Source organism: Nosocomiicoccus sp. HMSC09A07 (assembly GCF_001808485.1).
GTDB classification, from domain to species: Bacteria; Bacillota; Bacilli; order Staphylococcales; family Salinicoccaceae; genus Nosocomiicoccus; species Nosocomiicoccus ampullae_A.
In genome coordinates this window covers 141,886-158,423 of record NZ_KV793634.1, presented here as the reverse complement: position 1 = coordinate 158,423, position 16,538 = coordinate 141,886, and the positions used below count along the sequence as shown (strand labels likewise).

The 16,538-nt window shown below is 34.8% G+C and carries 12 protein-coding genes and 1 riboswitch; of the genes, 4 read left to right on the top strand and 8 right to left on the bottom strand.

Annotated elements, in window-relative coordinates; genetic code table 11:
• The first annotated feature begins 34 nt into the window (after nt 1-34).
• The gene (locus tag HMPREF3177_RS05105; RefSeq protein WP_070457431.1) at nt 35-868 is read left to right on the top strand and encodes an undecaprenyl-diphosphate phosphatase; all 834 of its coding nucleotides are present in this window, start codon (nt 35-37) and stop codon (nt 866-868) included.
• Between the two features lie 493 nt (nt 869-1,361).
• On the opposite strand, the gene thiT is transcribed toward HMPREF3177_RS05105, so the two are convergent.
• Both thiT and HMPREF3177_RS05095 read right to left on the bottom strand, forming a co-directional pair.
• On the bottom strand, nt 1,362-1,910 hold the full coding sequence (gene thiT / locus HMPREF3177_RS05100) for an energy-coupled thiamine transporter ThiT (RefSeq protein ID WP_070457429.1): 549 nt from the start codon (nt 1,908-1,910) through the stop codon (nt 1,362-1,364).
• A gap of 29 nt (nt 1,911-1,939) precedes the next feature.
• A riboswitch (TPP riboswitch) is annotated at nt 1,940-2,027 on the bottom strand.
• An 89-nt stretch (nt 2,028-2,116) separates the two neighbouring features.
• Nucleotides 2,117-2,425, bottom strand: a complete 309-nt coding sequence (locus tag HMPREF3177_RS05095; protein ID WP_040929346.1) for a metal-sulfur cluster assembly factor — start codon at nt 2,423-2,425, stop codon at nt 2,117-2,119.
• A gap of 102 nt (nt 2,426-2,527) precedes the next feature.
• Here HMPREF3177_RS05095 and HMPREF3177_RS05090 point away from each other — a divergent pair, with 102 nt between their 5' ends.
• From HMPREF3177_RS05090 to HMPREF3177_RS05080, 3 genes are read left to right on the top strand one after another with little or no spacing between them, the layout of a single operon-like run.
• Nucleotides 2,528-3,358 carry a Cof-type HAD-IIB family hydrolase gene (locus HMPREF3177_RS05090; protein ID WP_070457427.1) on the top strand — a complete coding sequence of 277 codons (831 nt, stop codon included), beginning with the start codon at nt 2,528-2,530 and terminating at the stop codon, nt 3,356-3,358.
• A gap of 1 nt (nt 3,359) precedes the next feature.
• A complete protein-coding gene (locus HMPREF3177_RS05085; protein WP_070457425.1) occupies nt 3,360-4,202 on the top strand; it encodes a DegV family protein in 843 nt (280 codons plus the stop codon).
• 3 nt (nt 4,203-4,205) lie between these two features.
• Entirely contained in the window at nt 4,206-5,531 is a 1,326-nt protein-coding gene (locus HMPREF3177_RS05080) for a CoA-disulfide reductase (RefSeq protein WP_070457423.1), read from the top strand.
• A 16-nt stretch (nt 5,532-5,547) separates the two neighbouring features.
• On the opposite strand, the gene HMPREF3177_RS05075 is transcribed toward HMPREF3177_RS05080, so the two are convergent.
• The 6 genes from HMPREF3177_RS05075 to HMPREF3177_RS05050 all read right to left on the bottom strand — a co-directional run bounded on the left by HMPREF3177_RS05075 (nt 5,548) and on the right by HMPREF3177_RS05050 (nt 16,534).
• Nucleotides 5,548-6,951 carry an alpha-amylase family glycosyl hydrolase gene (locus tag HMPREF3177_RS05075; protein ID WP_070457421.1) on the bottom strand — a complete coding sequence of 468 codons (1,404 nt, stop codon included), beginning with the start codon at nt 6,949-6,951 and terminating at the stop codon, nt 5,548-5,550.
• Between the two features lie 123 nt (nt 6,952-7,074).
• A complete protein-coding gene (locus tag HMPREF3177_RS05070) occupies nt 7,075-7,455 on the bottom strand; it encodes a YisL family protein (RefSeq protein WP_068127794.1) in 381 nt (126 codons plus the stop codon).
• Nucleotides 7,456-7,467: 12 nt separating this feature from the next.
• Nucleotides 7,468-8,358: a fumarylacetoacetate hydrolase family protein gene (locus HMPREF3177_RS05065; protein WP_070457420.1), complete on the bottom strand. Its 891-nt coding sequence runs from the start codon at nt 8,356-8,358 to the stop codon at nt 7,468-7,470.
• A 65-nt stretch (nt 8,359-8,423) separates the two neighbouring features.
• Nucleotides 8,424-9,491, bottom strand: coding sequence for a DUF418 domain-containing protein (locus HMPREF3177_RS05060; RefSeq protein WP_070457418.1), 1,068 nt, complete (start codon nt 9,489-9,491; stop codon nt 8,424-8,426).
• Complete coding sequence (gene addA / locus HMPREF3177_RS05055) at nt 9,466-13,014, bottom strand: helicase-exonuclease AddAB subunit AddA (protein WP_070457416.1); 3,549 nt, start codon at nt 13,012-13,014, stop codon at nt 9,466-9,468. Before addA ends, HMPREF3177_RS05060 begins: the two co-directional genes overlap by 26 nt.
• Complete coding sequence (locus HMPREF3177_RS05050) at nt 13,007-16,534, bottom strand: PD-(D/E)XK nuclease family protein (protein WP_070457414.1); 3,528 nt, start codon at nt 16,532-16,534, stop codon at nt 13,007-13,009. The genes addA and HMPREF3177_RS05050 overlap by 8 nt, the downstream gene beginning before the upstream one ends.
• Nucleotides 16,535-16,538 lie beyond the last annotated feature (4 nt).

The window sequence follows — 16,538 nt, the reverse complement described above, 5'->3', positions numbered from 1 at the left end:
ATAGTTGTAATATTGATTAGGAGGACTTTAAATCATGGATATCGATATAATAGAACTGATTAAATATATATTCTTAGGGATATTACAAGGGTTAACCGAACCAATTCCTGTCTCTTCGAGTGGTCATTTAGTAATGGCGCGTGAACTTTTTGGAATTGAAGCGAGTGGTTTATCGTTTGAAATATTTTTAAACACTGCTTCACTCATTGCGGTGTTGTTCATATATTGGAAAGATATTTTTGAGATTGCGAAAAACTTTTTACGATACGTATTTAAAAAAGATAGAGATATAGAAGCAACGACGGATTTTAAATATGTTATTTACTTAATTATCGCAACAATACCTGTTGGAGTTTTAGGATTTTTACTAAAAGATGTTATTGGAGATAATGTATCGATTGGTTTTGTAGGGTTAATGCTTCTCGTTACAGGGACTGCTCTATGGTTTATAAAAAATAAATCAGGTGTTAAACGTGACGGTGAATTAACTGTTAAAGATTCCATCATCGTCGGTCTCTCACAATGTGTGGCGTTAATTCCAGGAATTAGCCGAAGCGGTGCGACACTCGTCGGTTCGATGGCAGTTGGACTTGAGAAGAAAAACGCATTAAGATTTGTATTCTTACTATATATACCAGTGTCACTTGGTACGGCAATATTATCGATTTCAGATATCGCGACTGATCCGATGCTCGACACACTACTCGTTCCTTACCTTGCATCATTCGTCGTTACAATAATCGCGACGTATATCGGGTTTAAATTACTAGAAGGTGCATTAACGAGTGGTCGCCTCATATATTTCAGTTACTACTGCTTCGCAGCAGGTATATTTGCGATTATGTACCAATTTATCGTGTTATCGTAAACGAGTGATTGCTTAATTTAACGCAAAATGTTTTTGTGTAAACGACCACTCGATTAGTTTGACAATTACGCGATTTGTGTTAATAAAACAGAGGTTCGTTTAACGCAAATCGAATTTAAGTTAAAAGATGAAAAACAATTTTACACAACACGTAATTACGTAAACGACCATGCAATTAATTTTACGCAAATCAAAATTCACGAGGTTTTTCATCTGAAGATAGGTCGGAGATGTGCTGAAGGCGCCGTTAGCACATTTAATTTAACGCAATTCGTTTTTCTGTTAACGAGAACTCTATTTCGTTCATGCATTTTACCTATTCGTTAACAAGATGAAGCACGCGTTTACGCAAAATGACTTTATGTAAACATCTTAATCATTTCATGAACAAAAAGAATCTAAACGTCAACGAAAAATAAAAGTCGTTCATGTAAATCTAATTTACGTTAAAATAAAAAACCAGCCGAACTTTTTAAGTTCGACTGGTATTTTTTTATCTTTCTTCTGGTACAAATAATCGCTTTGCGACTGAGTATAAAATAATAACAATTGCTATACATACTGTCGTATTAATTAAGAACGTTGTACCATTAGCAATTAAGCTATATAACCAAGCTGGTTGGCCTTCTGGTGCGTAAATCCCCCAGAAAATCCACCCTGCAAAAAAGTGCATCGTGTAACGTAACAGAATCGCTAAAAATGAAAATGCAACAATTGATACTAAGTTTCTATACTTAGATGCCACTCCAGCAACTCCGAGAATACCGAATGCGAGTGGATATTCTAAAATGAACTGCACTGGATGTATGTAGTTCCCTGCCGCGTCTCCTGTTACAATTTGTAAAATCGCCCAGATTAAACCTCCGAGCACACCTGCGCCGACTCCACGTCTGATCGCAAGAATTAAAATTGGTACCATTGAAAAACTAAAACTGTACGGACCAATTTTAAATGCAGAATCGATCCAGTCGATTCCCATACTTAATGCAGCTAATATCGCAATCTCCATCATCACGACTAGCTTGTCATTAGACCTTGTCATAAATACACTTCCTAAAAGTTTACTTATGAATCAACCGCGTATCATATTCCTTCGCGAGAATTACCTCAACAGGTTCAAGGGTATAATCTCAGCAATTATGCACCCCTTATGATTCATAGCAATTAATAGTATATTGTAAACACACTTTCCTATCAACTCTCTTTTAGAAATTAAAAAGCGCTCAACATATGTTGAGCGCTTAAATGTTATGATACGCCTAAAGCGATCTTCGCATAACGTGACATATTATCTTTTGTCCAAGGTGGATTCCAAACAATTTGAACGTTCACGTTTTTAACTTCCGGTAATTCTAATAATGATTCTTCAACCATTTGTACGATTTCTGGGCCCATCGGGCATCCCATCGACGTGAGTGTCATTTCCACGCCTGCATTACCGTCTTCATCTAAAAACACACCGTAAACTAAACCTAAGTTTACAATATCTATACCGAGCTCTGGGTCAATAACGTTTTCTAACGCACCGAGCATGCTTTCTTCCATCGCTTTATCCATATTCTGTCACCTCGCATATATTATCGTATATTCAATATAACAAATATTAAACAACTAGTGAATAATAATGCTATTATTAAAGTAGTCGAAAGGATGATTTTCATGAAACCGTATCTTATATGTTTAGATTTAGACGGCACGTTACTCACTGATGAAAATACAATTGGAGACTATACAAATCGTGTCGTTCAAGAATTAAAAAGACAAGGACACTACGTCATGATTACTACGGGGCGACCGTATCGTGCGTCAGTTCCTTACTATAAAGAGTTACGATTAAACACACCAATCGTTAACTTTAACGGTGCATTCGTGCACCACCCATTAGATTTTGAATTTAAAACATTACAAGAAACATTACCTCAAGATGTTATCGAGGATATCGTCGTACATATCGATAAATACGACATTAAAAACATTGTCGCAGAAGTTCGTGATGATTTATACTTCCAATATCACGACAGCGTCTTAATGGATGAGTTTTATATGGGAGACCCTAAAAAAGTCGCAGGTGACTTACGTGATAATATGCCAGAAGAAGCAACGTCACTTCTCATTAAAACAACTGAAGACCGCATCGATTATATTCGTCACGCATTTGATAATGTGTATGCTGAAACACTTGCACATAGGCAGTGGGCACCACAACTTGCGATCATCGAGATTATCAAAAAAGGTGTCTCAAAAGCGACAGGTATCAAATATGTATTAGATGCTTTAAACTTAGATGAGTCTCGTACAATCGCATTTGGAGATGAAGACAACGATCTTCAAATGATCGAGTACGTCAGTCATGGTGTCGCTATGAAAAACGCCATCGATGAATTAAAAGATATCGCTAAAGACGTCACGCCGTTTGATAACAACAACGACGGTGTCGGTCGATATTTAAATGATTACTTTAACTTAAATATTGAATATAAGGAGTTATAATATGAAATTATTAGTAGATAGCTGTTCAGACATCAGTTTAGATTTCGCTAAAGAACATCAGTTATTTTTTATACCACTAACAATCAACGTCGACGGTAAAGAGTATCTCGACAAATACGAAATTTCAAGTGAAGAAATATCAAAAGCAGTCGATGATGGCATTCGTCCACTGACGAGTCAAGCAAACCCTGAGGAGTTATACAACCATTTTAACGAAGCTTTAAAAGAAGACTCGACGATTATTTATTTATCGTTTTCAAGTCAATTATCTGGAACGTATCAAAGTGCGAACATCGCGCGCGATATGATTTTAGAAGAGCGTGACGACGTTGATATTACTGTCATCGACTCGTTAAGTGCCAGTTACGGTTATGGACTACTCGTTGAACGCGCTACAAAATATGTAAATGATAGTTTGCCTAAAGAAGAGGTTGTTAAAAATATTGAAAGAGATAAAGCACACATTCGTCATTTATTTACAGTATCTGATTTAGATTATCTCGCAAAAGGTGGTCGTCTCTCTAAAGGGCAAGCATTTTTAGGTAGCCTTTTAAACATTCGCCCGCTTCTCCATGTAGAAGACGGAAAACTCGTACCGATTGAAAAGTATCGCGGAGTGAAACGCGTTTTAAAACGTATGGTTGAACTTATGAAAGAAGAAGGTGCAGCGACTGAAGTACACATTACTCATGCTGACAACTTAAAAGATGCAGAAGCGTTAAGAAATCTAATTTTAAAAGAGACGGATTTAACGAACGTTCAAATTTCTAGTATCGGTCCAACGATTATCTCACATACTGGGAACGGAACAATTGCACTATTTTACTTTACTGAAGGAGTGTAATATATGAAACTTGTCATAATCGGTGGATTATCAGGTGGAATGACGGTGGCAAGTCAATTTAGACGACTCGATACAACGAGCGAAATCGTTGTATACGATAAAAATCCATTTGTAAGTTTCGCAAACTGCGGCTTACCGTATTATTTATCCCGTGAAGTGAGCGAGAGATCTGATTTAATCGCGCGTACTCCTGAACAATTAAAAAATCAAGGCATCGATGTGCATACTGAACATGAAGTCATTTCAGTAAACGATAAGGAAAATTATGTTACAGTTAAAAATTTAAAAACAGGAGAAACATTTGACGATCCATACGACAAACTAATAGTATCTCCTGGCGCACAAGCGAATGAAATAGACGCAGTAAAACACGCACCACAATCATTTGTACTTCAGCACTTACATCATTTAGATCTTATCGAACAATATATTACTGAACATGATGTCAAACATGCAGTTGTAATCGGTACAGGATTTGTTGGTCTTGAAGTGTCTGAACAGTTACGTAAGCGAGGTCTTGAAGTAACAATCCTCCAACATAACTATAGAGTATACCGCACAATTGAAGAAGAGTTTAGCGAACCGATTAAAGAAGAGATGGATAAAAATGGGATTCGATTAGTTCTTAACAGTGAACCTGTAAAGTTAGATGAAACAAAGTTAACATTAAATAGTGGTGAAGTCATCGATGCAGAACTCATCATTCAGGCAATTGGTATTACACCACGCACAGACTTTTTAAAATCGTCTAACGTCGTCATGAATGACGGCTGTATACCAGTCGATGAATATGGATTAACAAACATCGATAATATTTACGCTATTGGTGACGCAATAGAAACGCATTATCAGCACGTACCACATAAAAAAGTATCTGTGGCGCTCGCTTGGCCAGCACATCGACTCGCGTACATTATCGCAAATCACCTTGCTGAAAACGATCAGTACAAACACGACGGATTACTTTCGGTATCTATTTTAAGATATTTCGATGTTGCTGTTGGTAAAATGGGATTATCATTAAAAGACTTAGAAGACGAAGACTACATCATCGTTGAGCAAACACAAAACAATAAAGCAGGATATATGCCAGGTGCAAAGCCTTTATCTTTAAAAATTTACGTCGACAAAAACACACGTAAAATTTTAAGAGCCTCCGGTATAGGCGAAGAAGGACTCGACAAACGTTTAGATATACTCTCAACACTCACACGTCTCGGTGGGACTGTTGATGATCTAATTAACATTGAGGTTGCATATGCACCTCCATTTAGTAGTCCAAAAGATATCGTCAATATGCTCGGATATAAAGCAATCGGGAAGCTATAATAGCTTCCCGATTATTTTATGCATTCTCTTTTCTTTTACTACGTTTTGCAACGATAAATATAAATATCGCAAATCCACCGAATATTAATAGACTTGAAATTAAGTACCAATGGTTTAGACCAGGTGATTCAATGACTGCAAATAATTCTGTTAACTCTCTGTCAATGACAGGGTATAATGAATTTCCGTGCGGTTGCACACGCTCACCAAGTAATAACCCACTCAGTTCTTTTCCATCTTTTACATATTCATTAGTAATCTCTAATTTTTGCGTCTCACTCGTGTTGTTAATTTCTAATATAAAATCAACGTCGTCTGTTTTAAATAACACAGTATATAGACCGTGATCATTTACAATCGTTTCAGTGTCACGATTAAATAAATTAGGATGTTGAGTAAATACTTCAGCAGTTGTTTTCATAAACTCATGAACTTCTTTATCTGTCCATAAATTCATTTGTGGATGAATCGTTTCGAAATTATCCCCGTTTTGTGCAATTTCAGTTCCGTAAGTTACAAACACTGGTCCATCATGCGCGATTAAATACGGATATAACATTTTTACACGAGTCCCAGGGAATAGATTGTTTTTAACTGAATATGACGTAAAACGTGCACTAAAGAAGTGATCCGCCATTAAAATTTCTTCGCTATTCGTATACTCAGGAATATCTTTATCGAGTCCACCGAATGCTTCTGCAATACTTTTTCGTTTAGAATCGTAAGCAGTGTAATCAAAGTTAGTAGCATCGACATTTTCACTTAAGACGACCGCATATGTTTTAATATCGTCTGGTAAAATTTCTGTTCGATCGACATTTTGTACGACGTACATACTGACGCCATCAATATCAAAGTTATTAACGAATTCTGTCATCAATTTTTTGTATTTTTGACGATTTTCTTCATTGTTAAAATCAATAAATTGACGGTCGATTAAATCGAAATATTCTTCCATAATCGGCGTCATATTTGGACGATCTAATGCTGTAAACTCATCTGTCGCTGTCGTTGGAAGATCTACGATCACTTTTAAATTTTTATCGTGAGCTTTTCTTATAAAGTCTTTAAACTTCTCTTCTCCACCGAAACGTTCAGCTATTTTTGTGTAGTCCGTGACACTATACCCGAGGATGTCAGAATCGTCCATTTCAAATACTGGACTTAATTGAATCGTGTCAAACCCCATCTCTTTTATGTAGTCTAACTGATTCAGAATACCTTCTAAGTCTCCACCGTACGGTAAGTAATAATCACTATTTTGGTTATCAAACGAATCATTATCTTTATTTTTATTTAAAAATCTATCGATTACAATGGTATATACACGTGACGTATCGTCAGACTCTGCATAGACGTCACTTATATGTATAGATGAAAACATTAAGATAAATAACGTGACATATAAAAACTTCTTCAATCTACGTCCACCTTTCAATTATGTACTTTCAATTATACTGGATTTTAATTTTTTATGTATAGAAAAATAGTAAGTTCACTGATTCTACATAAAAAAACTGCAGATTGCTCTGCAGTTTTAATATTATAAAACACCTAGTGGTAAGTAAGAACCAAGTAGAACTGTAACGATAATTACGACAATCGCGATGATTAAAAGCATTTGTACGTTCGTTTCTTTTTTCTCACGAACGAGCGTCATTTCCATTAGAGCAATCGCTCCAAGTCCGAGTAATGCTTTTAGACCATACATCATATGACCGTTGCTTACGTTACCAATGATACTTAAGTTTTGAATGAAAATCATTACACCACTAAATAGTACGATAATGTAAAACAGTCTTAGTGTCATGTGTAAAATAAACGCTCTACGATTTTCAGATGTAGGATTTCCTTTGTATGAAAAATACGTAATTAGAAATAATACAAAAGCGAGCGCAATTGCTGTTAAGTGTAAATGTAACATCATGTGTCTCCTTTATTTAATATAAGTTGTTAATGTACCAATTCCATTAATTGATACGCGAACCGCATCGCCTGACTCTAAGAAATCAGGGTGCTCCATTCCTGCAGCTACACCTTCTGGAGTTCCTGTAGCGATAATATCTCCAGGTAACAGTTTCACGTACTTAGAAACTTCTGCAATAATATTTTCAACAGACAGAATCATATCACGCGTATTACCGTCTTGACGAATCTCATCGTTCACTTTTGTAACGATCGATACGTTATTTAAGTTCGGTAATTCATCTTTAGTCACGATATATGGACCAACTGGTGCTGCTAAACTTTTCCCTAAGAAAAATTGTTTGAATGATTTTTGTAAATCACGTGCTGTGATGTCGTTTACAATCGTATAACCGTACACGTAATCTAGGGCTAAGTGTGGTTGAACGTTATGCGCTTCTTTACCGATTACAATACCAAGTTCACCTTCATAATCTAACTCTTCAGTGACGTCACTAAATGAGTCGATTGTACCTTCATCACCAACTAAGCTTGAATTTGCTTTAGTAAACACAGTCAGTGATACTTCATTATTTAACTCATCTGCGTGTTTTTTATAGTTACGACCAAAACAAATCAGGTTGTTTGGAGGTGCAACTGGTGGTAAAAATTCGATTTCGTTAAACGGTGCTTTGTATAAATGGTTATTATCGTCCGCTTCAGCTTTTTCAACTAAAGTACGAACGATTTCTTGGAAATCTAACGTATTATACGTCGTAATTCCTTCTAGTAAAGTTTTTGGATAATCTTTTTCTTCTCCAAATTGTTCAAATAGTTTTGGTAAGTTCCAAGCACTATCTTCTCTTTTCACTTTCACTCCGTAAGTCGGATTGCCTTTATAAGTAAATGATAAAAATTTCATGAGACGACTCCTTTATCCCTTTTAATTAGTATAACAAAACATCGCTTTAATATCTTTAAAATTAACTAACGATTACTTTTAAAAATTTCTAAAAGTGTAATTTTGAATTTATTTAATATAAGCATGATCGCATATAATACGATGAGTATTATAAATATAATTAAAACGAGCGTTGCTACTGTGACTTCTCCGTAATAATTAAATCCTATCCCGTAAAAAATTATACTCATTAAAAAGTTAAATACGATAAATAATAACAACACGTATTTCCCAGGAATTTCAAACAGTAGTGTCGTTAATTTTGGTGCTTGCTCGACCAGTAATATTATCGTTAAGAATAATGCAAATCCGAGCATCATACCCCCGATATTTTCGCCGATTAGTTTTCCACTTCTACTGCCTAAACTTAACACTTCGATCATTTTTATAAGAAGTGCACTCGTTAATACAACAAGTGTTAAAATATACCCTTTTGTTTTAAAGTACGTCTCGATATCGATACGTTCTAATATACTACCGATAAAAGTGAATGGTAGTGAGACGAACATAAACAGACTAAAGAAATCCATTGCACGGATGGAAGATACGTTTAATTCAATCATCGAAATGATATCTTTTTCACGGTATACTCCAAGATAATTATTCAGTTGTTGGATGCTTGAGTATATAATATCGTTCGTTGAAACGGACGTTAACGCTGGTATAATTGTCCAAACGACTAAATATAAAACTAATAATATAACAGCTGTAATTAAGCTTATTATTAATGAATTTTCTCTAAAAAATAAAACGACCATACCACTTAATGGGATGACAAATAATATAATAAAACCATTAAATAATACACTACATCCAAGTAATACTAAAAATACAAGAGATAACCGTTTTAAGACAGTTACCTTATCATATTCTTGCCTTGAAATGATTAACCCTGTCACAAGAGACAGAAGTGGTATCATTACCCCACTAAATATTAAATGGTAGAGCTGAAAAGATCTCAGCTCTCTACCATATAAATACTCGTAAGGATTTACGTAAATAATCGGAAGTAAATAATAAATCCCGACGGCAAACATTGTAAAAATAATTGTAAAACCAATGAGTGCATTATCCTTTTTGACAGTCATAGACATTTAACACTCCATAATTGAAATAATATAAGTACACATCTACTTGTGCGTTTAATGCGTGTTCAATTGAACGTCTATAAATATCCATCTGAACACTGTATCGCTCAATTAAATCTCTTTCTGATTCATTTGTAACTCGATCCGTTTTGTAGTCAATAATAATATAACGATCATCATGTTTCACTAAGCAGTCTACAATACCTTGTACCATCTTACCATTTACATCACTAATATCGATCGTTTTTTGACTCATTATAAATGGTAATTCTGTATAGTTTTGTAGAGACTCTTTAAATATAGATTGTATTGTTTTATCTTCAACAAATCGTAATCCATACTCCGTCATTCGTGCTCTATTCTCTTCAGTTACATATTCTAAATCTTTTGTGTAGTTATGAACGATTGCACGCACTAAACTTTCTTTATTGTCACTTTGAATAATCGAGTCTATTCGATGAACGATTTGTACCATCACTTCATGCATAATCGTCCCAAAAATCGGTGCGTCTTTTGTGTCATCTAAAAATGCAGGCTTTCTAAGTCGAACTTCTTTTTTGTAAATGTCCGTTCTTAACTCTGCGGTTTCATCGATCGTTTCGTTTCTGCGTTTAATTTCAGTGACAGAGTCTTTGACACTTTCTAAATAGTCGTCTCCACCTTTATATTGATAATTGAGTCGTTCAATAATTTCTGGTGAAGGATACACGCTATCCGTTAAATCAAATAAGTCATCAAGCGATAGACGTTCTGTCACTTCAGCAGTCTCTTCTCCATTATCGTAATACATAGATGTCTTAAAGTATGGATTATCTTTATTTGCAAATAAAATTGGAGCGAGTAATGTTCTGTAATCACTAGCGTTTAACCTGAATTCTTTTGGTAGTGGTACGTTCGGTTCTATTGAATCGATGTCAATGTCTTTAATTTCAAACACGTCTAAAAACGATGCGTTTTCTTCTTGATACGATTCGAACTTATCTAACGGTTCGTCTTTTAATAACGGGATGTATAAACATTCCTCTGCTCGTGTTAATGCAACATATAATAAGCGAAGTCTTTCTGAAATATCTTCTTTATGAAGCATATCTTTCATATATTCATAATGTAAGTTAGACTGTATAAGTTTATGTGTCGCGTCATAAGTTTTCATCGACACACCATACATTGGGTGAACGAGTATCGAATTATTTAAATCACGACTTCTTAAACTGCGCTGATTATTCACTAAAAAGACGTGTTTAAATTCTAATCCTTTAGATGAGTGAATCGTCATCACTCGAACGACATCTTCTTCCTCACTCACGACTTGCTCCTCTCCAAAATCAACATTACGATCTGATAAGTACTGAATATAGTTTATAAATTCATACAGTGAATGGTAGTTTCTTTTCATAAATTCCATACTGTAAATCATTAATCCGTTTAAATTTGCCTTACGTGTATCGCCGCTCGGAAGTCCCGCAAAGAATTCTATAATATCGTATCTGTCGTACATATATTTTAATAGTGATGTGACTGAACGATATTTCGCTTCTTCTTGTAACAACTGTAATTCTGATAAAAGAAACTCAATTTTTTCTTTTGTTTCATCGTCTACATCATAATTTTTTAAAGACTCATAGAAATATCCACGTTTATTTTCATCGTTCACTCGTATTTTAGCGATATCTGTATTTGTAAAGTTAAAGAAAGGCATACGACACAGACCAACTAAATGATCGTCTTGAAGCGGGTTATCAATCACTGAAATAAAGTTCACCATCGTGCGTATTTCAAGCGTGTCAAAATACCCCGTATTATTTTCGTATACTAACGGTATGTTATATTCTTTAAATTTACTATGATACGTATCGATGGCTTGTCGTGCTGGTGTTAAAATTACGATATCTTTATAGTCGACGTTTTGTTCGCGTAACTCCAAAATTTTCTTGATGACGTAATTGATTTCTGCTTCTTCTTTAGACAGTGCACCTTTTAAATATACGATGCCTTCAATTTCCGTTTGTACTGGCGTTTTATTTTTCTCAAGACCAACGTGTAACGCTTCGTTATCCGTATAGTCGATTTCACCGACCTCTCGGTCCATGAGATGCTTAAAGATAAAGTTCGTCGTTTCTAACACGCCGATATTCGAACGGAAGTTTTTATTTAGCGTAATTAACGTACCAGAATCTTCTTGTTGGAACGCATCCATCTTTTCTAAAAAGAGTTTAGGTTCTGCTTGACGGAATCTGTAAATCGATTGTTTAACGTCTCCAACCATAAATAAGTTTCCGTCATGCGCATCACCAGATTTTAAACGCATAATAATCGATTCTTGTACTCTGTTTGTATCTTGGTACTCATCAATCATCACTTCTTTAAACTTATTCTGATACAGTTTACTAATCTCTCCATCGTTACAAGATAAAATATTAATCGCAAAGTGTTCGTAATCGTTAAAGTCCATCGTGTTCGATTCACGTTTACGTTTACCATACGCTTCAATTAATTCCACTCCGAGCTGTATAAAAGTATTCCGTACACCGTTCATATTTGCCATTTCTTCTAAAAATGAATCTAACGTCATAACGCTTAATCCTATAACAGCTTTTCGCTTTTCACTCGTTTGATCAATCAGTTGACTAATATAGTTTTTATCCGCTTCATCTTCGATACTCTTATATACTTTAGTACTTCTAGGAAGCACTTTTTGATTTACTTCTGTTGAAGATGCAGTGTTATTTCTAACTTTTAAATGGATGGCTTTAAATTCATCCGCGAGGTTTTGTAATTTTTTAATTTGTGCATCGTTATAATCTAAGTCCACATGTACTGAAAATAAACCTTCTAGCAGCTGGTCTACCGCTTCAAGTGCTTCTTCGATTATTTTTAAGTTTTTGTCTTTATAGCGGTCGTAAATTTCCGTTAACATTTCGACATCTAACCACTCGTCCATTAACCCTTCTAAAAATGAAAGTGGATGTTCTGTCGCAATCGCTTCGTTATATAACTTTAATACTGCTCTTTTTAAATAATCGTTTTGTTTATCTGTAGATAAAAACTCCTCAAGCATTACAAAATTTTCATCGTTATCTTGATAATGTGTTTCAAGAATTTGATCTAATACATCATTTTTTAACGTGGTCGTTTCTTCGTTAGATAACGTGCGCATGTCTGGAGAAATACCAATCGTATTGTAATGGTTTTGAATTAAAAACTGACAAAAGCTATGTAGCGTACTAATATGTGCATCATTTACTTTTAATATCTGACTTTCTAAACGTTTCTTTTCGCTATCGTTTGTCGAGTTTTTTAAGCGATCAATTAATGCTTCTTCGAGCTTTGATTTCATATCTTTCGCACTTGCGTTTGTAAATGTCGATACGAATATTTCATCGATAGAATATGTATCGTTTAATATATTCGTAATAATACGCTCGACGAGGACAGCTGTTTTACCACTCCCTGCTGCTGCAGACACTAATACGTCGCTACCTCTTGTATCAATCGCACGTTGCTGATCTATCGTAAATTGTTTACTCAACTGCCTCGCCTCCTCGCTTAATTTTCTCTACTGCTTCAGTTATTTCTTGCGCATCTTTATCAACAAAATCACGTTGGTTCATCATATAGTCGATGTTACATGCAGATTTAAATTTACAATAACGACAAGGTTCAAGCACGCCTTTCTCTAAAATAGGGTTTATTTTAACATTGCCGTCGTATATATCATCAACCGCATGTTTTACTTTCTCAACCGCATAGTCCTTAAAACGTTCATACATATCAATGGATAAGAATCGTGATTCTGATTGGCCACTTACCTTACCTTTTGATTTAAACCCTTTATAATAACCTCTAGGATCAGCTTCCGCTTTTAAAAGTGGTGATAGACTATCAAGAGTCGATGCTTCTAAATAATCCACGTCGTTTTCATTAACAACTATTAACCCTTTTGGTTTTAACTGATCTTCTTTTAGTTCTTTTAACATCTCTTCATACTTTTCAGGTGTTTTCGCAGTCAATAATTTATTTTGCGTTTGATTGTTAGCACTCGTTTTTGTAGTTACGACTGGATAGAACATCATCGTTAACGGCAGTACATTTTCTCCGAATTTATCAGCATTTGACTCAATAATATTCATATAAATAAATTGTTGAAGTTCTGTTCCGAGATATACGTCTTTTAAATCGAGATCTTTAGTTTTACTTGATTTATAATCGATTAAAGAGATATAAGTACCATCTTCACGTACATTTGTATCAATTCGGTCGATAACTCCTCGTAGATTTACTATGTTTTTCTTTTCAGTCTCGAGTTGATACGCACCAAACAAATCGCTTTCGTGACCGAATTTTTCTTCTAAATATTGAATGTTAAAATTCGATGCCTCTAAATAACGTTGTAAGTTAATCACGACATCTGTGATTGTCTCAATACTTTTTAGTTTTAATATTCTATAGTATCCCGTATGTTCAAATATACCGTGAGAAATATTTTTAACTGCCGTATTCACAGACTCTGTTACTGCTTTGTTAATATCAGATGGTGTTTTTTCACGAAGTTCATAGTTAAAATGATTTTTCAACACATCTTCTATAACTGAGTGGTATAAGTTACCGAGGTCTACCGCTTCAAGTTTAAATTCTTCACGCTTATCGATTTTTAAACCATAGTCCATAAAGTGTTGGAACTGACAGTTATAAAAGCTTTGAAACCTCGATACAGACCCATTTAAAGTGTCACCGTATAATTCTGTCGCGACTGATGTATCGATTTTTTCACTTTCGTTTTTATACGATAACTGTCTCACTAACTGATTAAATATGTCTTTATGATTAACGTCATTTTTAAGCGCTTGAAGTGCTTCTAAAAACACTTTATCCTTAACACCTTTTGTCAATGTATCTTTATATTGTTTCGGTGTATTTAATATATTTCTTAAATGCTCAAGGAGTAAATCACGCATACTATTGATGCTGGAGATATTATATTCGACATCTCGAGTACCATATAAAGACGGATTGATAACCGGCATGTTTGAAGCGTTTTTTAACTCCTCAACAAACGGGCTAATTTTTGTCGGCTCATTTTTTAAATTACTCACCGCATAGCTAATGAATAGTCCATCCGTTGGACGCGTCACACCATGATAAAATACAAAGCGCTCATCTTGACGAAGTACTTCATCTCTAGGAGAGATTTGAATGTCGTTCAATTCAAACGCTTCTTTTTCTTCGTCTGTGATAATATCGTTATGACTCATATCCATTGGCATGACGTTGTTGTTCATACCGATCATAAATATATATTTTTTATTTTCAACTTTCGCAAGGTCCAGTAATCCAACAGTGACTTCATCGAGCGTTGCTGGTAATAAGTTAAATTCCGCTTCAAGTAGACCTTCCATTAAGTTATCGACAAAGATGTTAAACTCAACCGTTTCTTCTCCATATACGATATTCGCGTCATCTAGAAGACCGATAAAGTGATTGTATGCATCTTCAGTTTCGTTTTGACGATTTTTGTTATCAATATCATCGATATGTCGTTCGAGTCGCTCTAATACACCATTTTCTTCTAAAAAGCGATATATAGTACGGATGTAATCAATCGCTTTTGCACCGTCGTTCAATTTAGCGTAAAGATTTTCTAATGCGCCGAGCACTCTGTTTTTATAGTCGAGCATCGCTTTGATTTTTAGTTCATCATCTTCAGTGAGTTTTAATTCTTTACCGTCGTCTCGTGTTTCTAGAAAGCGTCTAAATAAATCATCATTAAATAGTCCGGATTTATAATCGATTCCAGATTCTAATATGACGTTTTCAAAAAAGTATAATGCATCGTCGTCATTTTTATAATTTAAATAACCACTTTTCATAATGTTAATGATCGATTCACGCTTAAAATTTTGACGATAGGCGTTAAATACACTCATCATAAATTGTATAAATGGATGCTGCACCATTTTATACTTTTGATCGACTGAATATGCGATATCGAATTTCTCAAAGTAATATCGAAGTACTTCAATATAACTACTATCTCGATATAAAATACCGATATCTTTATATCGAACATTTTTTGTACGGACGAGCGTTTCGATTTGTCGCATCACTTCTTCGACTTCGACTCTCATATTTGGTGCTTTTATAAGTTTAACGCCGTCATTACTATTTATCGGTGTACCTTTACGTAGAAAACGTTCAACTTCATATAACCCCTCACTGTTTGCACGATAGTTTTCATGAGAAAATTCGATGACTTTAACTCCATCGCTACCAAACAATTCCTCTCTTTTTAAACTATCGATGACGTTTTCTGTCTTTCTAAAGAGCTCTAAATTATCCCCGCTATGCATCAGTAAAAGTGTAATGTCATCAGTAAATCGAGTGAGCGTCTTAATAAGTTGAAGTTCTAGTTCTGTAAAGTTATGGAACCCATCGATATAAATCGTCGCATGATTTAAACTTTCAACTTCATTCACATCAATTGTCTGTAGTACTTCTAAAAAATGTGGCATTAAGTTAATGTTTTCAATTGAATAGTCTTCAATTGTATCGATCCAAGCGCGATAGACTTTTACGAGGTCTTCATACTTCTCTTTCGTACGGTTATCTTTAAACGTTAAGCTTTCAATATCCTCAGCACTAATATCATAGTTAATAAACTCTTGAATCGTCTTTAAAAGCTTTTGCGAGAATTTTATATATTGCCTTGAATCTTTATAGTACTTTAACGTGTCGGGTTCGAACTGCTCAAGGATTTTATGTATAAGCATAATATGTCCGACTTCACTAATATGATTTTTTTCTCGATGTCCAATTTCATTAAAAACATGCCAAATAAAACGAGAGAAGCTTAAGACTGTCGTTCTTAAACTTCCTTTGTACGTTTTATCTTCATCTGTCGTTAATATTTCTTCATACGTTAAAGTGTTTTGCGTTGGTGTTATGATATAAATTCGATGTCCAAGTGGATCATTATCCGTTTTCTCATTAATTTGTCTAAACATCTCTTTAGATTTACCGGCACCACTTATACCTGTCCATACTTTAATCATCGTA